This is a genomic window from Marinomonas pontica, assembly GCF_026191375.1.
In the GTDB taxonomy this organism is placed as follows: domain Bacteria; phylum Pseudomonadota; class Gammaproteobacteria; order Pseudomonadales; family Marinomonadaceae; genus Marinomonas; species Marinomonas pontica.
Window position 1 is genome coordinate 1 of record NZ_JAODTL010000012.1, and the last position, 22,574, is coordinate 22,574.

General features: G+C 45.8%; 21 protein-coding genes and 1 pseudogene. 13 read left to right on the forward strand and 9 right to left on the reverse strand.

Annotated features, from left to right (window positions below; all coding sequences use genetic code 11):
• Window positions 1-291: 291 nt before the first annotated feature.
• Both N5P32_RS18130 and N5P32_RS01510 read left to right on the forward strand, forming a co-directional pair.
• Window positions 292-483, forward strand: coding sequence for a UDP-N-acetylglucosamine 2-epimerase (locus N5P32_RS18130; RefSeq protein ID WP_409371068.1), 192 nt, complete (start codon window positions 292-294; stop codon window positions 481-483).
• A 597-nt stretch (window positions 484-1,080) separates the two neighbouring features.
• On the forward strand, window positions 1,081-1,320 hold the full coding sequence (locus N5P32_RS01510) for a glycosyltransferase family 2 protein (protein WP_265727440.1): 240 nt from the start codon (window positions 1,081-1,083) through the stop codon (window positions 1,318-1,320).
• A 722-nt stretch (window positions 1,321-2,042) separates the two neighbouring features.
• Here the strand turns inward: N5P32_RS01510 and N5P32_RS01515 are convergent.
• Complete coding sequence (locus N5P32_RS01515; protein WP_265727441.1) at window positions 2,043-2,606, reverse strand: AbrB family transcriptional regulator; 564 nt, start codon at window positions 2,604-2,606, stop codon at window positions 2,043-2,045.
• Between the two features lie 267 nt (window positions 2,607-2,873).
• Between N5P32_RS01515 and N5P32_RS01520 the strand changes: the two genes are divergently transcribed.
• On the forward strand, window positions 2,874-3,248 hold the full coding sequence (locus N5P32_RS01520) for a septal ring lytic transglycosylase RlpA family protein (protein ID WP_322783801.1): 375 nt from the start codon (window positions 2,874-2,876) through the stop codon (window positions 3,246-3,248).
• Between the two features lie 57 nt (window positions 3,249-3,305).
• Here the strand turns inward: N5P32_RS01520 and N5P32_RS01525 are convergent, their stop codons facing one another.
• On the reverse strand, window positions 3,306-5,795 hold the full coding sequence (locus N5P32_RS01525; RefSeq protein WP_265727443.1) for a bifunctional acetate--CoA ligase family protein/GNAT family N-acetyltransferase: 2,490 nt from the start codon (window positions 5,793-5,795) through the stop codon (window positions 3,306-3,308).
• 194 nt (window positions 5,796-5,989) lie between these two features.
• On the opposite strand from N5P32_RS01525, the gene N5P32_RS01530 reads away from it, so the two are divergent.
• Window positions 5,990-6,913, forward strand: coding sequence for a histone deacetylase family protein (locus tag N5P32_RS01530; RefSeq protein ID WP_265727444.1), 924 nt, complete (start codon window positions 5,990-5,992; stop codon window positions 6,911-6,913).
• Between the two features lie 36 nt (window positions 6,914-6,949).
• Here N5P32_RS01530 and N5P32_RS01535 read toward each other — a convergent pair whose 3' ends face one another.
• From N5P32_RS01535 to N5P32_RS01560, 6 genes and pseudogenes are all read right to left on the reverse strand, one after another.
• A complete protein-coding gene (locus N5P32_RS01535) occupies window positions 6,950-8,011 on the reverse strand; it encodes a GlxA family transcriptional regulator (RefSeq protein ID WP_265727445.1) in 1,062 nt (353 codons plus the stop codon).
• Window positions 8,012-8,197: 186 nt separating this feature from the next.
• Window positions 8,198-9,292, reverse strand: a complete 1,095-nt coding sequence (locus N5P32_RS01540) for a sulfate/molybdate ABC transporter ATP-binding protein (RefSeq protein ID WP_265727446.1) — start codon at window positions 9,290-9,292, stop codon at window positions 8,198-8,200.
• The gene (gene cysW / locus N5P32_RS01545) at window positions 9,289-10,170 is read right to left on the reverse strand and encodes a sulfate ABC transporter permease subunit CysW (RefSeq protein ID WP_265727447.1); all 882 of its coding nucleotides are present in this window, start codon (window positions 10,168-10,170) and stop codon (window positions 9,289-9,291) included. Before cysW ends, N5P32_RS01540 begins: the two co-directional genes overlap by 4 nt.
• A gap of 9 nt (window positions 10,171-10,179) precedes the next feature.
• A pseudogene (gene cysT / locus N5P32_RS01550) lies at window positions 10,180-11,041 on the reverse strand (sulfate/thiosulfate ABC transporter permease CysT).
• Between the two features lie 97 nt (window positions 11,042-11,138).
• The gene (gene cysP / locus N5P32_RS01555) at window positions 11,139-12,152 is read right to left on the reverse strand and encodes a thiosulfate ABC transporter substrate-binding protein CysP (RefSeq protein ID WP_265727448.1); all 1,014 of its coding nucleotides are present in this window, start codon (window positions 12,150-12,152) and stop codon (window positions 11,139-11,141) included.
• 119 nt (window positions 12,153-12,271) lie between these two features.
• Window positions 12,272-13,171, reverse strand: a complete 900-nt coding sequence (locus N5P32_RS01560; protein WP_265727449.1) for a LysR family transcriptional regulator — start codon at window positions 13,169-13,171, stop codon at window positions 12,272-12,274.
• Window positions 13,172-13,321: 150 nt separating this feature from the next.
• On the opposite strand from N5P32_RS01560, the gene N5P32_RS01565 reads away from it, so the two are divergent.
• The 3 genes from N5P32_RS01565 to feoB all read left to right on the forward strand — a co-directional run bounded on the left by N5P32_RS01565 (window position 13,322) and on the right by feoB (window position 16,609).
• Complete coding sequence (locus N5P32_RS01565) at window positions 13,322-14,077, forward strand: SDR family NAD(P)-dependent oxidoreductase (protein ID WP_265727450.1); 756 nt, start codon at window positions 13,322-13,324, stop codon at window positions 14,075-14,077.
• A 194-nt stretch (window positions 14,078-14,271) separates the two neighbouring features.
• Window positions 14,272-14,496 (forward strand): FeoA family protein, encoded by a 225-nt coding sequence (locus N5P32_RS01570; protein WP_265727451.1) that lies wholly within the window; start codon window positions 14,272-14,274, stop codon window positions 14,494-14,496.
• Between the two features lie 43 nt (window positions 14,497-14,539).
• Window positions 14,540-16,609, forward strand: a complete 2,070-nt coding sequence (gene feoB / locus N5P32_RS01575; protein ID WP_265727452.1) for a ferrous iron transport protein B — start codon at window positions 14,540-14,542, stop codon at window positions 16,607-16,609.
• Window positions 16,610-16,630: 21 nt separating this feature from the next.
• On the opposite strand, the gene N5P32_RS01580 is transcribed toward feoB, so the two are convergent.
• Window positions 16,631-16,942 (reverse strand): cupin domain-containing protein, encoded by a 312-nt coding sequence (locus tag N5P32_RS01580; RefSeq protein ID WP_265727453.1) that lies wholly within the window; start codon window positions 16,940-16,942, stop codon window positions 16,631-16,633.
• Window positions 16,943-17,238: 296 nt separating this feature from the next.
• Between N5P32_RS01580 and N5P32_RS01585 the strand changes: the two genes are divergently transcribed.
• The 6 genes from N5P32_RS01585 (at window position 17,239) to N5P32_RS01610 (ending at window position 22,428) form a co-directional block, all read left to right on the forward strand.
• Window positions 17,239-18,738 (forward strand): methyl-accepting chemotaxis protein, encoded by a 1,500-nt coding sequence (locus tag N5P32_RS01585; protein WP_265727454.1) that lies wholly within the window; start codon window positions 17,239-17,241, stop codon window positions 18,736-18,738.
• A 573-nt stretch (window positions 18,739-19,311) separates the two neighbouring features.
• The gene (locus N5P32_RS01590) at window positions 19,312-19,542 is read left to right on the forward strand and encodes a Trp family transcriptional regulator (RefSeq protein ID WP_113917434.1); all 231 of its coding nucleotides are present in this window, start codon (window positions 19,312-19,314) and stop codon (window positions 19,540-19,542) included.
• A complete protein-coding gene (locus N5P32_RS01595) occupies window positions 19,539-20,963 on the forward strand; it encodes an anthranilate synthase component I family protein (protein ID WP_265727455.1) in 1,425 nt (474 codons plus the stop codon). The genes N5P32_RS01590 and N5P32_RS01595 overlap by 4 nt, the downstream gene beginning before the upstream one ends.
• An 11-nt stretch (window positions 20,964-20,974) precedes the next feature.
• The gene (locus N5P32_RS01600; protein WP_265727456.1) at window positions 20,975-21,637 is read left to right on the forward strand and encodes an anthranilate synthase component II; all 663 of its coding nucleotides are present in this window, start codon (window positions 20,975-20,977) and stop codon (window positions 21,635-21,637) included.
• A 132-nt stretch (window positions 21,638-21,769) separates the two neighbouring features.
• Entirely contained in the window at window positions 21,770-22,126 is a 357-nt protein-coding gene (locus N5P32_RS01605; RefSeq protein WP_265727457.1) for a type II toxin-antitoxin system RelE/ParE family toxin, read from the forward strand.
• Complete coding sequence (locus N5P32_RS01610) at window positions 22,126-22,428, forward strand: helix-turn-helix domain-containing protein (protein WP_265727458.1); 303 nt, start codon at window positions 22,126-22,128, stop codon at window positions 22,426-22,428. The genes N5P32_RS01605 and N5P32_RS01610 overlap by 1 nt, the downstream gene beginning before the upstream one ends.
• The last annotated feature ends 146 nt before the right edge of the window (window positions 22,429-22,574 follow it).

A 22,574-nucleotide genomic window follows, 5' to 3' on the forward strand; every position in this document is an offset into this window, starting at 1 on the left:
ATGCTGGAAAATGATTTATTTTTTTGTCGGTACCACTGCTGAGTTAATAAAACTGTTTCCTATAATGGTTGAGATGAAAAACCGTAATCTAATTACGAGATTATATCGAGCGGTCAAAATGACATTAGAAATTGAGTATTTTACAAAATTTGAATTGAAAGGCCTAGTTTAGTTTTATCTGATACGTCCCATAAGCAGACCTCCCTTGGGTTAATTACATGGTTCATTAAGACTCTTTTTAAAAGGTCGTAAAAGTATAAAATAAATATGGTAAATTAAGGCAAGGTTCTTATTGTACATGGTGATACCGTATCAACTCTATTAGGGGTAATGTTAGGTAAACCTATGGGGATGACTGTATGTCATGTGGAAGCTGGTCTACGTTCATTTAATTACTTAAATCCTTTTCCTGAAGAGCTTGATAGGGTATTAACATCGAGACTAGCTAGAGTTCATTTTTCACCAAATGAATGGGCTTGGTAATATAAAATAAAAGAAATAATAATATTATTATTAGTTCTGGTGAAAATACATTGCTAGATAGTTTGAGGCTTTCGAAATCTGTTGAAGTAGGAAATGATTATACTCCTAAAAGGGAAGCCTTATTTTGTATTTGTTATACACCGGCAAGAAAACTTATTCGACACTGAATTTGTTAAGTTTATGGTTTCACGTTGTATTCAGGAGTCTGAAAAGACGCATTGTGTTTTGTACGGTGAATTAACACATTCAAAATATGAAATTAGACGCCCATATTTCGAGAATACAATTTCACTCTTCTGACTTTAATGCCTAGAATATATTGATTTTATGCGGGTAACACTTCTGTGGAATATCTGCAACTGATGGTGGAAGTAATCAGGAGAAGCGTATTACATGGGAAAACCATGTTTGATATTGCGTACTCATACTGAAAGAACGGCTGGACTTGGGACTAATGTCGTTCTTTCTAAAAGTCGTATAGATTGATTGATGAATTTTTAATGGATCCATACAAATATAAATATGACTCAAAGTTAAATTTTAGCCATCCTTCTAAAATTATAGTAGACAGCCTTATTGAGATTGAAGGATAGCCTTATGATTACAATGGAGTTGCCAAAAGTTACTGTTATTATAGCGACCTATAATTCTATGCATGTCTTGCCGCGTGTTCTGAATGCTATAGATAATCAAAGTTATCCCAAAGAAAAGATTACTGTTATGCTCGTTGATGGTGGCTCAACTGATGAAACTATTGATTATGGCTATGAAAGAGGGTGTTCGATCATTTCTAATCCTAGAACAGAGCTCAGACATGCGAAGTTTCTTGTTTTGTAGAGTCGAAAACAGATCTGATTGTTTATTTGGATCATGATGAGGTCTATACCTCACCTTATTGCCTAGTCGATCAAGTAGAATGTATGCTTGTTAACAATGTCCAGACGGTGATTTCTGCTGGATATGTTAATCCTGAAGGTGAGCATCTTATTAACGATTATATTAACGAATATGGAGATCCATTTAGTCTATTCGTTTATCGTGTTTCTAAATCTCCTGATATTTTTAGTTGATCTAAGTAAGACGGTGTCATTTCAAATGAAAATGCTCAGTTAAAAGGTTAATTACGACAAAGCTCTTCCTACCCATAGAGTTACTTGCGATGGCACCAATAAATAAAAATATTTTGATAAACCTGAAAGATGTTAAAAACTGAAAATTAACTTCATTGATTTTATGTTTTACTCAGTAAAGATACGCGAATTGGAGTATGTAAAACACATAGCTTGGCGCACTACTCTTCTGAATCAATAAGTAAATACTTAAATAAAATTATTGGCGAATTAGAAATAACATTTACCACGTTAAAGGTGTTGGTGCACTGGGTTTTCTAATGCGTGAGAGCCTTATGGCTAAAAGAAATGGAAAGGTTGGAAAATATAAAAAGTTTTTATTCATACCTTATTCTCTTTTAATTTTTCCTGCGCTACTGGATACAGTATATCTTTTAATTAAAAGAAAAAAAGTTGTTTTCTTTTTTCATTTGCCGCTTTGTGTATTTATCAATCTGTGGGCACAGCGGACACATCGTCAACGTGGAATAAGGTGGCCACAATGGTGGCTGCGACGGCACAACAGGCAACGCGTAAATATTGCATGAAGGCAACCAATCGCATGTCTGCACCATAAGATTCCGACATGATGGTCATGGCCGAAGCCGCCCCCGGCGATGACCCCCAAATAGCCGTCGTGCCCGGCAGCAAACCAGTTCGACTCAATAGCCACCCCAACAAACTGGACGCCAATATCGTAGACACCGTACCGATTAAAAATAACGGCCACTCTAACGATATTTTAGCAAATACGGTTAAGGGCAGGCTGTTGGCGATCATCATGCCCAGTATCCCCTGAGCAAAGAGAAAGAGCGGCTTTGGCAATGTCATACCAGCACCGCTTGTAGCGAGTAAAATGGCGGTGATCATAGGGCCAAGCAACAAGGCCGCAGGAATTCGAACGTATTCAAATACGCACACCAAAACAAATGAGACGCCAAGCAGCACCATTAAACGCCATGAGGTAGGCCAACGAGAAGGGGTTTTGCATAAAGACAAAAAAGGTGAGCGCATAGCAAAATCAGAGACAATCCATCGTTTAAAACGGGGCCATCATACCTGAAATCCATCATGTCGTGTCGGCACTGACGGTGATGTTAAGCATAGGTGCTCATGATGTAAGGCAGAGACAGCAACATAACATTTATCAATATACGCCAAGAAACTGACAGGACGCTGACGTAGGTTTCGCTTGGTGGCGTTGGTTTTGTCTCGCTATCTGGTTACCATTAAGCGCAATATCTTTTAGTACCTTTAGGAAAAGAAAAAACAATGCGAGCAATGAGTACTTTATTGTGGGTGACGCTCTCTCTTACGCTAGCGGCTTGCGCCAGTGGCCCAATTAGCCGATCGGACGCCGTTGGGTTTGAAGAAACGGGCGGTGCCAGTTATTACGCGATGAAATACCAAGGCCGTAAAACGGCGAGTGGCGAATTGTTTGATCAAAAAGCCATGACAGCTGCCCACAAACGTTTGCCTTTTGGTAGTAAAGTCAAAGTCACCAACATCGAGAATGGCAAAAGCGTTGTGGTACGAGTCAACGATCGAGGGCCCTTTGTTCGTGGTCGGATTATTGATCTGAGTAAATCTGCGTTTCAACGCATTGGTAATACTAGAGATGGTGTAATAGAAGTTGAGATTGAAGTGCTGCGTTGAGACCTTTGCACAACTACTGCGCTTGCCAATACTATGTTAAAAATAGACTCGAATTGCTCATTTATAACCGATAAACTCCGCCTTCTCGTCTATTTTCGCCTTGTCTTGACGTCGCTCGTGACATTGTGAAAAAGGTCTCGGTTTCATTTCACAGTTAGGAAGCACCTCGACACTTTTCGAGCAAGCTGGGGTTAGCTTTATCGTGGCGATGACTTGGCCGAAATCGTCTGGATCCCGCTGTATGGTAAAGCCCAAATGACGACAGAATTCGATCATGCGTTTGTTTTCGGCTAGGACGATGCCTTTCATTACTCGAATGCCTTTGTCGGCGGCGACCTGAAACAGTTGTCGCATTAGATAAGACGCCAAACCCAAGCCCTGAAACTCATCCCCTAATACCACCGCAAACTCACAACTCTGGTCATCAAAGTTATCTATATATCGTGCAGTGCCGATGAGCAAATCTTGTCCATTTCGTTGAATCACCGCGAGTAGAGCCATTTCTCGGTCGTAGTCGATGTGCGACATGCTGGCGAGCATGCGCGGTGTCAGTTCTTCTATGTTAGAGATAAAGCGAAAGTAACGGGTTTCGTGGGACATGCTGCGCACAAAATCGGCCAATATGCTCGCATCTCTTGGTAAAACGGGTCTAACGGTGGCAGTTTCGCCATTTTTTAGGTCGCGCTCCGATACCCATTGTCTTGGGTAAGGGTGAATGGCGAGGTGTTCATAGCGGCGCCAATTTTTGCATAAACGAAGCTGAGCAGACACATCCGCGTAAACGCTACCGCTGTCGTGGAGTCGCACGTCTGCAAGGTCGAGACGTTCAATTTCGGGTAATTCACACACCATGGTAGATAAGTTACGCAGCAGGCTTTCCAGTTCGAATGACTCTTCACCGGGAAAAGCGCGCTGTATTAAATCTTTTGCCAGAATGGTGTTGAGTGGTGGCAAAGCAACGGCTTCCGCCTGTTGGTGTTGTTGAGCGCCTTCCAATGACAAACCAATGGCAGGGCCAAACACAGCGTCTTGAAAAACGCGCAGGTGAATCGGTGCAGACAATTGATTGGAAGCCTGACGGCGCGTGATTAAACGAATGTGAAACAGCTCAAAAATTTCCCGTAAGGCATCGGCGTTGGGCGTTTTTTGTTTGTCTTTGAACAGTTGGTTCAGGGCTTTTGTTGCCTCGGAAACGTCAATTTTGAAGCGGAAAGCGTGGCTGTCTGGGGATTGCTTGGCGAGCAATTGGTTGCGTTGAAATTGCACCAAAAACTGAAAACCTTCAATGGCGGTTTCTGGCGTTCTAAAAGTGGGAATGCCCGCTTCGTTGATGCGTGTGCGCATGTTGGTCATATTGCCACCGCCGAGTAAACACACCATGACGAGTTTTTTCTGCGTGCGGTGCAGCTTGATGATGAGATCATACAGGGAATCAATATCAATCAATGCCGTAGGACTTAGCGTCAGCAGTACGGCACCGCAGTCGTCACTGTGTAACGCGTCGGCAGCAAGGTCGATAAACAGATCCGTCGCGCAACTTGCCCAAACCGTAGTCACTGGGCCTATGCCGCCACGACCCGCCATGGTGGTTTCCAGTTTGTCTCTGAGCTCGCCTTCTGGTGTGAGCAGATCAATTTCTAATTCCATGGCGCGTTGCGCGGCGAGTTCCCCCGGCCCAGCGCCATTACCAATAATTAACAACGAGCCCTCTTTGACGCGACGGGCGTTGGTCATGACCGACGCGGCCGCGATTAAATCGTTCAAGCGACGGCCTCGCACTGCACCGGTTCGGCTTAGGGCGGCGTCCAGCACGCGCTCGTCCGCACCGATCGAATGTTCTGTGACTACGGCCACGGGTTTGCTTCGTCCGGTTGCTCGTAAACTGCTGAGAAAACGCGTCGGGCGGCCAATTTTTTGCAAATACATCAAAATCGCCTGACTCTCAAAGTCATTGGATAAATAGTCCAGTACTTGCGAAGGCATCACATCCACGGGGGTTCCCATCGAAACGACTTGTGAGAACCCAATGCCTTGCCATGTCGCCCAATCGACTAAGGCACTCGCGACCGTGCCGGACTGTGACATTAGAGCGAGTCGGCCAGTTAAAGGTTGTGTGAGGCCAAGCCAGGCATAAACCCCTTGTTTTGGGCGGCAAATTCCAAAGCTGTTCGGACCAAGCAAACGCACATTGTGTTGACGTAATGCTTCAATCAGTGACTCTTGACTGTCTCCCGTCCAAGATAGCATCAGCAAAGAATCAATTCCCGCCGCTCCGCAACTCGCAATGATGTCTTCCATCGACTGATGACTGTGTGTGCCGACCAGCACCGCGATGTCTGGACTATGAGGTAATTCGGTTAAATGCGTGACGAGCGGAAAGGCAAACGGTTTGGCGGGTTGAACGCCCGACAAAAACACAGGGCAAGATTTCTGAGCGTCAGACAACGAGGTTAACAGTGCCAGCATAAGCGGGTTCTGTGCATCATCACCGGTCAACACCACCATCGATTTTGGCGCGAGTAGAGATTGTAATGCGTGTTGGCTCACCTGATCGTCTCCTGAAACTCACGTATATTTGAAGTCATAGCACTGTCTTAGGACTGTAGCACAGTTCTTTGCTGTGCGAATGGTAGACCATCGTAGGGTAGACTGTCCTTAGCGTGTGTGGCTTGATATCAAGCAATTAAACGTCAGAATAGACAACAATAACAATCGTCAAAAATAACAATACTGGAATAAAGATGACCACGGCTTTCATCACGCACACCTATTGCGACAAACACAACATGGGAGAAGATCACCCAGAATCTCCACAGCGCCTTGGTGCGATTCAAAACCGATTGATCATGGGGCAATTAATGGACTTTCTACGCCGTTTGGAAGCCGAGCCCGCGACGCGTGAGCAGCTGAATCAGACGCACTCAGCGGCGTATGTGGATGCCATGTTTGCCCGCGCGCCAAAAGAAGGGAGCATTGAATTAGAGCCTGAAACCATTATGATGCCGCACACCTTGGATGCGGCTTTGTATGCCGCAGGCTCTGTCGTACAAGCGGTTGATTTGGTGATGTCTGGTGAAATGGACAATGCGTTTTGCGCGATTCGACCACCTGGTCATCATGCGGAACAAGACAAAGCCATGGGTTTTTGTCTGTTCAATAATATCGCTGTGGGTACTCGTCACGCCATTAAACAGTTTGGCCTAGAGCGTGTGGCGATTGTGGATTTTGACGTTCATCATGGCAACGGCACAGAAGATATTTTCAAAACCGATCCTAGCGTACTGTACGCCTCCAGCTATCAGCACCCATTTTACCCTTACAGCGATCCGGGGGCTTCCCACGATAATATTCTTCATATGCCTCTGGAAGCAGGGTCTGGCAGTGACGCCTTCCAGGCCATTATTACCGAGCAACTCTTGCCTGCCTTGGACGCGTTCAAACCACAGCTTATTATGATTTCCGCAGGGTTTGACGCCCACAAAGAAGACCCTATGGGGCAACTAAGGCTGAGCGAATCGGACTTTACGTGGATCACCGATCTTTTGATGGACGTAGCGGATCGACATTGTGATGGAAAAATTGTCTCGGTCTTGGAAGGCGGCTACAACATAGACGCGCTCGGCCGCGCTGCGTTTTGTCATATCAAAAGTTTGATGAAGTTGTAGTTATAAAACAGAGCACTTTTCTTACCATTTCGCCTCTTATTCCTCTTGGAAAGTACGTCGAGTGTCCGTTGGTGGTTGGCCAAAGAAGCGGTGGTAGGTGCGGCTGAAGTGGGCGGCACTGACAAATCCACAGGCAACTGACACCTCAAAAATGCTGAGGTTTGACTGCTGAATGAGCTGACGTGCACGGGTTAAGCGGTATTCCATATAATAGCGGGCGGGCGTAACGCCGACGTTAATTTTGAACAATCTTTCTATTTGGCGACGGGAAATTCCCACTAGTTTGGTGAGTTCATCGATGCTTAATGGGTCCTCTATGTTACTTTCCATCAGCAAAATGGCGTCTTTTATACAGTCTGGCGTATGCGTGTCGGAGCGTAAAAATCGGTTTGCCGCTTTGTTGTCTGTTTTATGGATTCGGTCAGAACCGATGACTTCGGCAACGGCTTGGGAGCAATCCGCGCCATACGCGCCTTTGATAAAGTGAAGCATCATGTCGAGCGCGGTGTTCGGCCCTGAGCAAGTAAACAACGAACCCTCCTCGGTAAAAGCAGACGTTGATAAATGTAACGCCGGAAAGCGCTCTTGCATGATGGCTTTATTGTCTTGATGAATAGAGATGCTCTCGCCAATTTTAATCTTGCTGTCGGCGATGTAAAAACTGCCGTTCCAAAGCCCCATAATAGTGGCACTAGATTGGGCGGCTTTGGCTATTTTTTTGTTCAGCGCAGGTTCGGGTTTGAGTGCGCTGCGAAACCCACCGCAAATAATAAGAACAGAGTCTTTGTCTGTTTCAATGTCTTCGATGTTGCCATCGGTTGTTAATTCGATCGAGATATCAGAGAGCGCTTTGTTGTCTTTCAGGCCGTATGTTTTGCATTCATAAATGGGCTGGCTGTGGACAAGATTCAATGTGATCAAGGTGTCTAAAGCGACGGAAAAGGAAGACATTGAAAAATGGTCCAGCAGCACGAAGCTTGCTCTTCTTATTGGTGCAGAAGTGTTTTTGGTCAGCGTGGAGTGAGAGAAAGCATGGTTTGAGCGTTTCAGATGGCTCTGAAACAAAGAGGCGTTTAGCTTCTCACTGACTTCCAACATTCTATTACCCTTTATGTTTGTTTGTGGACACAATATCCGATTTCAAATGCAAAATAAATGCCGTTATTCAAGCCGATATAGTGTTTATCTTGGCTGTGTTGGGGAATTAAGAGAGGACGTTTTTTGGGGAGGGAGGCAGAAGAGGAAAAAGAGCCGCGCATAATTCGCGACTCTTTTCGCATTCGATTATTGATCCCAATTCAATAGCACGGGCTGTTGTGCGTCATGGGCGAAGAAGTAACCTGCTTTCGGTGTAACGTATAAGGTTTGGCCTTTTTCGAAGCCGTTTTTATCGAATGCTTTGTGAGGCAGGTCGATTTCCCATACGTCGTTGCTGTGCCAATCAATCGGAGTCAGTTCTAGGCGAACTTCAGCACCAATTGGGTTGATGGCAATCACGCGCAGCGGCAAGTTGGCTTGCACCGTTGGTTCTCTTGAGACAAAGAATTCATGGGAGCGAATGTACAGTTGGCCGTCTTTCTGTTCTGCACCATTTGGCAGAACGATATTGGCTTGCAGATTTTGCCATTTGCCATTTTCTACTTTGCCATCAAAAACATTGGCGTTACCAAGAAAGTCGAACACAAATCGGCTGTTGGGTGAGGCATAAAGCGCACCGGGTTGGTCGATTTGCTCTATGTGGCCGTTGCTCATCACGACAACGCGATCAGACAGCTCCAAGGCTTCTTCTTGGTCATGGGTGACAAACACGCTGGTGAAGCCTAGTTCGTCGTGCAATCCGCGCAACCAGCGACGTAGCTCTTTACGAACCTTGGCATCTAAAGCACCAAAGGGTTCGTCTAGTAGCAAGACTTCAGGCTGAGTCGCCAAGGCACGTGCCAAAGCAATACGTTGTTTTTGACCGCCAGAAAGCTGGGATGGGAAACGGCTGGCAAGATGCTCAAGCTGCACCATTTCCAATAAATGCATCACGCGGTTTTTTATTTCAGTCGGGGTTGGGCGTTCTTTACGTGGTAAGACTTCTAAGCCAAAGGCGACGTTATCCGCCACTGTCATGTGGCGGAACAAGGCGTAGTTTTGGAACACAAATCCTACGCGACGATCTCGCACATGTAAGTTGGTTACGTCTCTGTCACCAAACTGAATGCGGCCAGTGTCTGCGCCTTCTAATCCAGCAATAATACGCAATAACGTGGTTTTTCCAGAACCGGATGGTCCAAGCAAGCCAATCATTTCGCCTTCGTGGATGTCCAATGACAACGGTGACAAGGCTTGAAAATGCCCAAAGTGTTTGGAAATGTTTTCAATCAAAATGCTCATTGTGTCACCTGTCTTTCTTTTTCAGCTTCAATTTTTAAACTACGTTCCTGACGCCATTCAATAAAGGCTTTCAGCAATAAGGTAAGTAGGGCAATCATTGCCAAAAGCGAGGCGCTGGCAAACGCGGCAGCGGCTTGATAATCCTCATACTGGGCTTGTACCTGTAATGGCAGCGTGTTGGTTTCACCGCGAATATTGCCGGACACCACAGACACAGCGCCGAATTCCCCAACCGCACGCGCGTTGGTCAGGATCACGCCATAAATCAGCGCCCATTTAATATTCGGTAACGTCACTCGGCGGAATAATTGCCAGCCAGAAGCGCCCAGAATTACCGCCGCTTCTTCGTCTTCTCGACCTTGTTGTTGCATCAGCGGGATCAATTCACGAGCCACAAATGGACAAGTCACAAACACGGTGACCATGACAATGCCCGGCCAAGCGAACATCAATTGGATGTCTTGATCATAAAGCCAAGAGCCAATCCAACCGTTATTGCCGTACAACAATAGATAAAGTAGACCAGCTACCACGGGCGACACGGCGAAGGGAATATCCATCAGGGTCATCAAGAGTTTGCGACCAGGGAATTCAAAGCGGGTTACGGCCCATGCCAGCATCACACCGAATACCAAGTTGATAGGCACGGTTAACGCTGCAACGACTAGAGTCAAACCAATGGCGTGCAAGGTATCAGCTTCAATCAAACTGTTGAAGTAGTGCGCTGCGCCTTCCACAAAGGCTTGTTGGAAGATGGCAATCAGCGGCACGACTAACAAAATCGCGGTCAAAAACAGCGTGAGACCAATGAGTAACCATTTCACCAATGGGCTGTCGCCGACTCGAAGTTGGTTTGATGAGTGTTTAGACGATGACATATAAGCTTCCTAACTGCGTCCGTGAAGACGACGTAAATAACGTGCCTGCCAAATGTTAATGGCGAACAAGAGGACGAGCGACGCCATCAACACGACCGAGGCAATGGCGCTGGCGGCAGGAAAATCGAACTCTTGTAAGCTAACGAAGATCATCAAAGACGTAATCTCGCTGACGTAAGGCATGTTGCCTGCGATAAAAATCACCGCGCCAAATTCGCCTAAGCTACGAGTGAAAGACAAGGCAATGCCCGTCATCAAAGCTGGCCATAAGGCGGGGAAAATAACCCGACGAAATACCGACCAATCGGACGCGCCCAGCGTCATTCCTGCTTCTTCCTCTTCTGGTGACAGTTCTTCCAAAACGGGCTGTACCGTTCGAACCACGAAGGGAATACTGGTAAACGCCATGGCAAGTACAATGCCCCAAGGTGTGTAAGCCACTTTTAGCCCTAGGCTTTCAAGGATGTCACCATACCAACCGTTTTGAGCGTACAAAGTCGCCAAGGTGATACCTGCCACCGCTGTTGGCAACGCAAAAGGCAAATCGACTAAGGCATCTAAAATACGGCGTCCGGGGAAGTCGTATCGCACCAACACCCAAGCGAGTAGAAGGCCAAAAAAACCATTGAAAACAGAAGCAATTAACGCCGCCCACAGCGTCACCTTGTAACTGGCAACCACGCGTTCGTCACTGATGACTTGCCAATATCTCGTCCCAGCCCATATCGACCGATTGCATCACCAGTCCGCTCATGGGGAGTAATAGAATCAAGCTGATAAACAGCAGAGACGTGCCCAAACTCAAACTGAGTCCGGGCAAAACTCGCTTATGGCGAGGCCGTGTTTCGGTCGCGCTTAGATGTGTTGCCATGTTTTTGCCTATGGTGTTCTTAATAATTAAACGCGCTGTTCAGAGACAGAAAAGCCGAACACGCGTGCGTATCCGGCTAGTGTTTCTCTATGTGATATTAGCGGCGCTGAAGTTGGTCTAGTTTACCACCATTTGCGAATAATTCTTTAGTTGCTTGTGGCCAGCCACCTGCAATGTTTTCGACGGTTAGCAAGTTAACTTCTGGGAACTTGTCAGCAAATTCGGCTTTCACTACGTCGTTATGCACGCGGTAGTTGAAACCCGCCAATAGACGCTGAGATTCCTCGCTGTACAAGTAGCTTAGGTATTCACGAGACACGGCTTCGGTGCCATTTTTCTTCGCATTTTTTTCCACTACAGCGACTGGGAATTCCGCCAAGATAGAGGTTTTTGGTACAACCACTTCGTACTTGTCTGCACCGTATTGGTTACGAATGTTGTTTACTTCGGATTCGAAGGTGATCAACACATCACCAATGCCACGCTCAACGAAAGTCGTTGTTGCGCCACGGCCGCCGGTATCAAACACAGACACGTTTTTCAGGAAAGTACCTAGAAAATCGTCGACTTTCGCTTCGTTGTCTTTACCAAAAGTATTTTGTGCATAACCGTAAGCGGCTAAGAACGTGTAACGGCCATTGCCAGAGGTTTTTGGATTTGGGAACACCAATGCCACATCGTTACCGGCTAGATCGCCCCAACTTTTGATGTTTTTCGGATTGCCTTTACGAACTAGGAAAGCAATCGTTGAATAATAAGGCGAGCTGGCATTTGGGAATTCATTTTTCCAATCGGCTGGAATCATACGGCCTTTGTCATGCAGAACTTGAACGTCAGTAACTTGGTTAAAAGTAACGACGTCTGCTGACAAGCCATTCATGATGGCATTGGCTTGTTTTGAAGAACCTGCGTGAGACTGTTTTATCTCGATGGTTTTGCCGGTTGTTTCTAGCCAATGTTTTTCAAACGTTGGGTTGTAAGTCGCAAACAGCTCACGAGCAATGTCATAAGACGTGTTAAGAATGGTTTGATCCGCAGCCGACGCTTGAACGGCGCCGCTCAATAACAATGTACCAATAATAGATTTTAAAAAGCGTGGTTTAGTTTTCATGGAATCCTCATCTGGGAAGCAATAAGTTAGATTGCTCACGAGATTACTTAAAAGATTTAGTTATTACAATCGGTAAAAATAAACTTTTTGGAATAACTATAGTGCGATATTTCGCCAAATCAGGCCTCGATTTTGGCAATCAGCGTGTGCAGCCACGTCATGAAAACCACTAAGCGTTTTGGCGGCAAGCGACGAGAGGGATAGAGTAATGACACCGGCATAGGGGCGGCTTCGTATTCGGGTAATATTGCCATAAGTTGGCCCTGTTGGATGAAGCTTTCCACGCCAATGACTGGGATTTGTGCGATGCCTAAACCGGACAGACAAGCCTTTAAATACGCGTCCGTACCATTCACCGCTAGGCTGCTCGGCATAGACAGTTGCTTCACTTTACCATCTTCTGTGTATTCAAACTGAGCGTCAATATTGCCCAGTGTGTGTGAATACTCTATCAGCTTGTGGTGCACTAATTCTGGCAGTGTTTGTGGTATGCCAAATTTTTCGGCATAGCTTGGTGACACACAATTGACGCTACGATATTGAGTAAGAGGGCGAGCAATGAGGCTGCTGTCATTCAAATCACCCACCCGAACCACACAATCAATACCTTGTTTTACTGGGTCGACACGATAATCGGCGCTGCTGATCTTTAATTGAATATTGGGGTAAGTTTGCAAAAAATCCGCCAGATGAGGAATCACCACGGTGCTAGCAAATCGGCTGGGCATATCGATTCTGAGCACGCCTCGAATGTCGTCTGGTTCGCGTTGAAACTGACTGTCTAGGGCATCCATTTCAGCCAGTATGGCTTGGCATTGAGGGAAATAGGTCTCGCCGTCCTGAGTCAATGTCACGCTGCGAGTACTGCGATGAAACAGCCTAATCCCCAAATTTTTTTCAAGACTTTGGACAGAGTGGGAAACGCTCGATTTGGGCAAACCAAGGGCGTCAGCGGCTTTGGTAAAACTACCCGATTGCGCCACCAAAACAAATCGTTGCATTGCCTCAAATTTATCCATTATCGATTCCATTGTTTGTTTAATCCGAACAATGTTATCAGTTTTGGTGCGTTTATCTAGATTAATAAACGCTCTATTCTGCGTCTGTGTTTCGGGAATCGAACAAATAAACAATCGAGTAAACAACGACTAATTAATGAGGACGAGAGCATGACAACATTAGCGATCATCACTGGCGCAAGCAGAGGGCTAGGTAAGAGCAGTGCATTAGCATTGGCGGACAAAGGCGTTGATGTGCTGTTTACCTACCACCAAAATAAAGCGGCGGCTGACGAGGTGGTTAAGAGCATTCAGCAAAAAGGCCAAAAAGCCTTTGCTGTTCAGCTAGACACACGAGATGTGGCGGCATTTGACAACTTTAGCGGTCAATTGTCCGCCATTCTAGAACGCGAATTTGGCCGTTCAGATGTGGATTATTTGCTCAATAATGCTGGAACGGGATTGCATAATAGCCTAGAAAACACCACCTACGATGAGTTAGAGGACATGTTGGCGATTCATGTGAAAGGTCCGTTCTTTTTAACGCAGGCGTTATTGCCTTACATCAAGAATGGCGGTCATATATTGAATGTTTCTTCTGGTTTGGCGCGCTTTAGTTTGCCAGGTTCCGGTGCCTATGCCATGGCCAAAGGTGCTGTTGAAGTGATGACGCGTTATATGGCAAAAGAGTTTGCAAGCCGCCAGATCCGTGTGAATACATTGGCACCGGGGGCCATTGCGACGGATTTTCGTGATGGTAATGTGCGTGATAACCCACAGATGAACCAAATGGTGGCCTCCATCACTGCGCTTGGACGCGTTGGTGAGGCCGAAGACATTGGTAACGCGGTGGCTATGTTGCTGAGTGAAAACAGCGGTTGGATTACGGGGCAACGCATTGAAGCATCTGGCGGTATGTTTCTTTAATCGATCTTTGTCACGTCATGCTAAGCCCTCTTGCTGAGGGCTTTCATCTTTTTATTCCCTCTTTGCGGCAATCTTTTCGTTTTGTGTTTACTGAATCATTACATTTAAGCGCTGGTGACGCCTCGCGTGTGTGAGTCATAATACGCACCAAAATTGATTTGATAATTGTTATCACGTTTATTCTTGGAGAGATCATGCTTCTTTCAATGCTGTCGAAAGGCGTTGTCGCTGAAATTCATTCTATTTCGCATCCTCAAGAAGACATGCAGCGTCAGCTGTTGGCGCTGGGATTTGACCCTGGTGAAACGGTTCAGTTGATGACAAGAGCGCCGTTTGGCCATGCTTTACAAGTCAAGGTCGGCGCGACCTTGGTCGCCATTCATAGTGATGACGCCAGCCATATTCTGTTGCGTGACTAGTGTTTCCCGTTGTTGTTCCTTTAATTAAGAGACCGTAAACCGCATGTCTTTTCACATTACCCTAGTCGGAAACCCGAACACTGGGAAAACGACACTATTTAATAAGCTGGCAGGGACGCGGCAAAAAGTTGGCAATTGGGCCGGCGTTACAGTGGATTGTAAGACTGGTTTTTTCACGAGCGCCGATGAGCGCGTTGATATGACGGATTTGCCGGGCATTTACAGTCTGAACAACCAGACTGGCGGTATGGACGAAGTCATCGCACGACGCTTTCTGAATGACAGCGATTACGATGTCATTGTGAATGTGGTGGATGCCAGCAATTTAAAGCGCAATTTAAAACTCACTCAGGAATTGATCGCGCTTGGTCGGCCAATGGTGATTGTGCTGACCATGACCGATTTGGCTCGTAAGTTAAATGTGATGCCAGACATTGAGCGCCTTTCGAAGAACATCGGTGTGCCTGTGGTGGATGGTTATCAGTTGTCAGTGAGCGACCTACAAGCTCGCCTCTTATCCTGCTTTCATGCATTACCGACAGTCCTACAAAATATTCTGCAGAAAGACGCCGCGCCGCCGAGCCATGTTCCCAGTGTGGGGATCTGGATGTCCAATGTGGTGGAAGGCCGTGCCCATGCGAAGAACTTTACCGACAAAATAGACCAAGTTGTGCTGCATCCTTGGTTGGGGATCCCGATTTTTTTATTGGCTATGTATGTCATGTTTGCGGTAGCGATTGGTGTGGGGACGTTGTTTATTGACCCGATTGATTCGCTGGCGGGTTATTGGTTTGTCAGTTTGCCAAGTTATTGGATGACACAGTGGGGAATTCCTCATTGGGTGATTGTGGTGTTGGCGAATGGCTTAGGCGGCGGTGTGCAGTTGGTGGCAAGTTTCATTCCTGTTATCGGCTTTTTGTATATCTGCCTGAGCATATTAGAAGACAGTGGTTACATGGCGCGGGCGGCGTTTATTGTTGATCGTATTATGTCGTCGATTGGTTTGCCGGGTCAGGCGTTTATTCCATTGTTGTTGGGTTTTGGTTGCAACGTGCCATCCATTATGGCGACACGAAGTCTGATCAATGTGAAACAGCGTATGCTGACGATGGCGATGGCGCCGTTTATGTCCTGCGGTGCGCGTTTGGCTGTATACGTTATGTTTGTTTCGGTCTTTTTCCGTGAAAACGGTGGCATTTTGGTGTTTGGTCTGTACTTGCTGGGCATCGTGATGGCGGTAGGGACTGCGTGGATTTTTAGGAAGCAACTGTTTCGAAATGCGCGAGTCAGTGTGCTTATGGAAATGCCGCATTATCACCGCCCACGTTGGAACAACATCGGTTTGTCTAGCTGGCATAAAGTGCGTGGCTTCATTCTGCGTGCAGGGAAAACGATTGTTTTGGTGTCGGCTATTTTAACCATCTTGAATTCGGTTCCCTCATGGCGTGCCAGCGATGAGGGTGGCAAGCCCTCTGCGTTAGCCGAGATCGGCCAAGTGATCACGCCGGTGTTTTCACCCATTGGTATGGGGGAAAACAATTGGCCTGCAGCCGTGGGCGTATTTACGGGCATTTTGGCGAAAGAGGCGGTGGTTGGCACCATGGATGCGTTGTATTCCAATGCCGTCAGCACGGTCTCTGCGGTTGAATATGAATCGCCCATCAGCAACGCCATAGGAGTGGTGACTTTATTGGGTTCAAACCTGGCGGGCATTGTGTCTACCTTGACTGACCCTTTAGGATTAACCAGTGTGAGCGACGCAAAAAGCCAAGAGATGACGGCGGGGCATCGCAATATGGTGTCTTTGTTTGAAGGTTGGAAAGGCGCGTTTTCTTATTTGGTATTTGTGTTGCTTTATACGCCTTGCGCGGCGACCATTGGCGCTTTGATGAAAGAGGGCGGACTGCTGTGGACCAGTGTGGTTGTGGCATGGAGCACGTCAGTTGCTTACGTGACCGCCGTGATAAGCTTTCAGTTATTGACCTTTGGTGAGAATCCATTAAACGCGATGATGACCATTGGCATTGCTAGCCTTTGGCTGATTTTGTTTATTATTGGCTTGAAAATTTGGGTCAAACCAAGAGTAGAAAGCCACATTATCGCGGTTGGCTAATGAGACCAAAGAAGGCGGTGTTTACACGCTGCCTTCTTTTTCAATCACCAAAATGCGTGCTTCTCCAATGGGATGCGCAACATGTTCTGTTCCGACCGCTGCGAAGAAAATATCACCCACTGACATCAATTGAACACGTTCTTTCCCATCGACTCGATAATGCATATTTACCACGCCGTCTAACACCACAAACACCTCTTCACCGTCGTTAATGTGCCATTTATACGGCTGATCCGTCCAATGCAAACGCGTCGTCACACCGTTCATATTGGCAATATTCAACGCGCCCCAAGCACGGTCGGCGGTGAAGTCTTTGGCTTTGATGAATGTCATAAAAATACCTTTGTGATGTTGTTACAATAGCAGATAACTCAATGGATGGATCAACATACAATCTAATAACTTTTTCGCCAAGAAGAGCACAACGAAAACGTCACTCTGACGGTGAAAAAGGTGTTTTGATCGTAGCTTGACAGGCTTATGGACTACATTAATTTACGATTTTTTTGATCCAAATTGCCACTTAATGCGTAAAATCTAATACAGCATTTTATAAAATAATGCTGACAATTTTCATCACTCAATCAATTCCGTTTCGTCTAATCGAAAAACCAATTGAAAGGCTAATAATGTCGACCTCCCCAGAAAAAGTGTTAAAAAATGATGTGTTTATTTACCGGTTTCTACTACTGCAGATCTTAATATTGCTAGTGAGCGGTATGGTGGGAGAAGGGTTGCTCTCGTTTACCTCAATCAGTGCAGGCGTGTTATTTATTGCGATACAGGCGTCTTACAGCCTGTTCAAAGGCAGCGCCGTCTTTTCTGTACTTGCTGGTATTTTGATGATGCTGTTCTCATCGGCACTCATCCAGAGTCAGCTGGGCATGATTGAAATGCACTTTCATATATTTGCGTCCATCGTCGTGTTTCTAATCTATCAGGATTGGAAACCCATCATTGCTGCCTTGTTAACCACCGCGGTGTATCACGTTGGTTTTATGTACCTTCAAATGCAAGGCGCACAGATCGGCGATATGCCCATCATGGCATTTGAGGGGCACCACACTATGTGGATAATGATCGTGCATTGTATTTTTGCGATCTGTCAGTCCGGTCTGTTGATCTACATGGCGTCGCTGATGAAGGGCGAGTCCAGCTCAAATCAAAACATAGCCAGCGCAATAGAGAGTGTCTCAAAAGACAACGATCTATCCATACGACTTGCCAATCCTAAGTCGAATGCAGAGCAGTCTTTTAACCAGTTATTGGATAAGTTGGCGAGCATCTTCACCGATTACCAAAATATTGCCAACAAACTGGTTTCCAGCAGTCAGCAAATTCACACCATTAGCGAAGAAGTGACTGGTCGTGTAGTGCATGGCAATACGTTGGCTAAAAGTGCGTCTGAATTGACCTTCGATGTGTCTCAATCCATGCAATCTATTACTCAGCGCAGTGGCGAATCGGCAAACTTAGTAACGGATTTGGAAAAGGGGATTTTGAGTGACAGCCATCAAACATTGGAGGTTATGGAAGACATGCAACTCTTATCTAAAAATACATTAACGGCATCGGAATCTCTTAACTCCCTTACTGCTGACGTGGAGTCGATAACGAAGTTGCTCAGTTCAATCAGAAGCATTTCTGAACAGACCAACTTACTGGCGCTAAACGCCGCTATCGAAGCGGCTCGAGCTGGCGAGACGGGGCGCGGTTTTGCCGTCGTCGCCGACGAAGTCAGAACATTGGCACAAAGATCCAGTGAATCCACCGATGAAATCGAAAAAGTGCTCGCTAATTTGAATACCAGTGTGAAACTGACGGTCAGCTCAATGGAATCGAGCAAACAGAGAACATCGATCAGCGTAGAACACGCACAGACTATCTCGAACGCCCTTGTCGAAAGATCAAAAGCCGTAGGGAATGTCGCAATAGCCAGTAAAACCATTGCGGCAGAATCCATAGAGCAAGAAAAAGTGATCACCTTGATCAACAGCAAAATCAATGAAAATGAACAATCCATTAAAATGCTGTCGAATTTAATGTCGAACCTGCAACAAAGCAGCGAAGAAATCGCATCGATCTCCAAGACCTACGAAGCCAGCGCGTACTTGTTTAAAACCAAGTAATGCCAAAGTAGTTGTAAGTGTCATAAATACAAAAAGCACCGCCAGACGGTGTTTTTTTATGCCTGTGGTGATTCTTAATTAAGTTGGTGACTGGAAGGGGGAGAAAGAGTATGAAAATAGTCAGATATTGGTTAGCTTTACGCTGGTGTTTTACAAAAAATAAACCCACTTCAACGTGCTTTTATTCGTCCTGAATGTAGGGATCAGCTGTCAATGAATCATACTGATTAAAAGTGTTTGGCTGCACCAAAGCTTAGTGCAGTAGAGTCACTGTCGAAAGCATAGCTAGCATTTAGCGACACATCTGGAGCAATGTAATAACCGGCTCCGAATTCAATATCTATATTTGTATCATCTCCACCGTCAAACCTATTTATCATCGCGTTAAGTTCTAGTTGAGGATATGCAACTGAGTCGCACTCTCAATCACCAACTTAATTGTGGTTTCCAACTTATTTAAAATAGTCACCAACTTAATTGCAAAATACCAACTCTATGCAGTTGCTTAAAAAAACAAAACGCATTATTGTACTAGTACGTGAATACATAACTGTTTATCAAATAGAAGTGCCTATGAAAGATTTGGTCCAGTTTTTAACCGAAGTAGATGATGAATTGGTGTTGGAGAAGCGTTTGAAAGTGTTGCTAACGCCGAATGAAATCAGTGAAATGGTGAGCCGTTTGAAGATCATTGCCTTGTTAGACGAAGGCGTGCCGCAGCGAGACATTGCGAAACAATTAGGTGTGGGTATTGCCACTGTGACCCGTGGCTCCCGAGCATTGAAGGAATTAAAAGAGATATGAGTTCATACAATAAAAAGCCGCAGCGCATCACGCTGCCGCGCAAGCCTAAGTACGTCACCATCAGTTCTGCCTGCAATTTTTTTGATCTGTTTAAGAAGGTCGAGAAGCGTTTTGATCACTGTTTTATGTTGGAATCCCTTGGTGAAGAGAGCTTCATTTCCCGCCATTCTATTATCGGTTTTGATCCTGAGAAATTGATTTGGGCCGAAGGCAAGAAGCTGTTTATTCAAGAACGTGACGGCAGCACGGAATCTTACGAATCCGACAATCCATATTACTTGCTGCGCGATATTGTGCCGCAGAATATTTTATCGCGGGGTTTTGCGGGCGGTTTAACGGGTTATATCGGTTACGACAGCATGAACTATTTCGAGCCGACTTTGGATCTGCAATCGAGCGACATGTTCGATGCCTTCCGTTTTGGTTTGTACAAAGATGGCCTGATTCTAGACAAGATGACAGGCGAAGTTTTCTACTTCTACTATGAAGACGAGTCTGGTGATGGAAACCGTGTGGATTTGGTGAACGCCATGATGGCGGAACCGACTCCAGAAAACGGTCCATTTGTGGTCACGCCTGCAGGCGAATCAATGAGTAAGAGCGATCACGCGGATGCGGTTGCCAAGGTGAAGCAAGACATCATCGAAGGTAAGATCTTCCAGTGCGAAGTGGGCTTCAAGAAGTGGTTCGATATGGAAGGCGACACCATCAATTTGTACGAGCAATTGCGCGAAGTGAACCCATCGCCGCAAATGTATTACATCAAGTTTGGTGAGCAAAAAGTCATTGGCGCTAGCCCAGAATTATTGTTCCGTGTGCGCCAAGGCGAAATGGAAACCTTCCCATTAGCAGGTACAGCGAAGCGTGGTAAAGACGCGGCAGAAGACACGGCCTTTGCGCGAGCTTTGTTGAACGATCCAAAAGAAATCGCCGAACACAATATGATTGTCGATTTGCACCGAAATGATATTGGCCGTGTTGCGCGATTCGGTACGGTAAAAGTGCGCAGCTTGATGGACATTAAACGTTTTAGTCACGTTCAGCACATTTCCAGTGAGATTGTCGGCATTATGGCGGAAGATCACGACATGTTTTCAGCGTTGGCAAGCAACTTCCCAGCGGGAACCTTGACGGGCGCACCGAAAATCGAAGCGATGAAGATCATCGATGATTTGGAAAACGATGGCCGTGGCCCTTACGGTGGCGCGGTGGGTCAGTTCTCGTTCAATGGTGATTGTATGTTTGCGATTCCAATTCGAACCGTGTTTGCCAAGGGTAACAAAGCTTATGTGCAAACCTGTGGCGGCAATGTGTATGACTCCAATGCCGAAGACGAATACGAAGAAATTCAACGCAAATTTGCTGGCACTAAACGTGTGCTCGACAGTTTCGCGCCAGCCAACACACAAGACAAAGCGTAAGGGAAGCCGACATGAAAGTGTATATTATCGACAACTACGATTCCTTCACGTACAACCTGTATCAGTTTATTGGTGAAGTATTAGAAACCGAAAAAAGCCGTGGTGAAATCGACACGTTTGAGGTGATTGTCAAACGTAACGATGAAGTGACATTAGACGACATTCGTGCCGCCGCGCCAGATCGTATTATTATTTCCCCAGGTCCTGGTTCGCCAGATGATAAAGCCTACTTTGGTGTGTGTGCGGACGTGATTTTAGAGTTCGGTAAAACCATTCCATTAATGGGCGTTTGTCTTGGTATGCAGGGCATTTGTCATGTATTTGGCGGCAAAGTCGTGAAAGCGCCCTTGCCAATGCATGGTAAAACCAGCCCGATTACCCACAACGGCGAAGGCATCTTTCACGACATTCCAGACCAGCTGGAAGTCATGCGTTATCACTCATTAATCGCCGAAGCAGAAAGCTTTCCAGATGTGTTGGAGGTGACGGCTTCTGTTGGTGAGTTAAAAGAAGCGGACTTTAAGGACATCGCGACGATTCACAAAGGCGGTAAGTTTGAACTGATGGGCGTGCGTCATAAAGAATACCCAATCCAAGGTATTCAGTTTCACCCAGAATCCTTCGCTACCGAAGGTGGCAAAGACCTGATCAAAAACTTCTTATTTCAAGTTTGATTAATTAGAAGTTTAGTACCTTTGAAATAGTAAAAAGCAGCGCCCAGCAATGGTCGCTGCTTTTTTTAAATTGAGAATATAGCTTTAAGACTATATAGTTTGAAAGCTATTATTTTATGTAAAAGGGAATTTATGTGGAGTATAGAAACAACGGATGTGTTTGATGAATGGTTTGAAGCTCTGGATGACATTGATAAAGAAAACGTGTTGGCAACATTGCTTTTACTACAGCAAAAAGGACCGCAATTATCTAGGCCTGATGCTGATGCTGTGAATGGCTCGAAGTTCGCGAATATGAAAGAGCTAAGGACGCAAAGTAAGGGTAACCCTATACGCTCGTTTTATGCTTTCAATCCAAGCAGAACGGGTATTTTATTGTGTGCTGGAGAGAAAACAGGGAAAGATAAGCGATTTTATGAACAGATGATTTCAGTTGCGGATAAAGAGTTTGAAAAGCATCTACTGTATCTAAAAAGTCGAGGTGAGTAATGGCTAGAACACTTGATAAATTAATTTCAGATCAGAAGCCTGAAATAGTAAAAAATGCCCGTAAAAAGGCGGATGACATGGTGCTTGGTATTCATCTCGCCCAGTTGCGTGAACGCATGCAAATCACTCAAGAGGACATGGCAAACACGCTAGGTGTGAAGCAACCAACGATTGCAGGCATGGAACGCAAAGGTAAAGATGTCAAATTATCTACTTTGAAGCGCTATGTTGAAGGCGCTGGTGGCAAACTAACCGTGGATGTTGAATTGCCAGATGGCAGCCATTACGGGTTTAATTTATAAAGCATACAACTATAAAGGCTTATTTCTAGAGCGAATTTTCGCCTTAAAATCTGCCATTTGAGCATTGGCTTCTTCGTTCGATACAAATACAGCAAGGCCGTTTTCCATGCGATCGAAAGCGGTGTTAACTTGTTGTGTTAACCAGG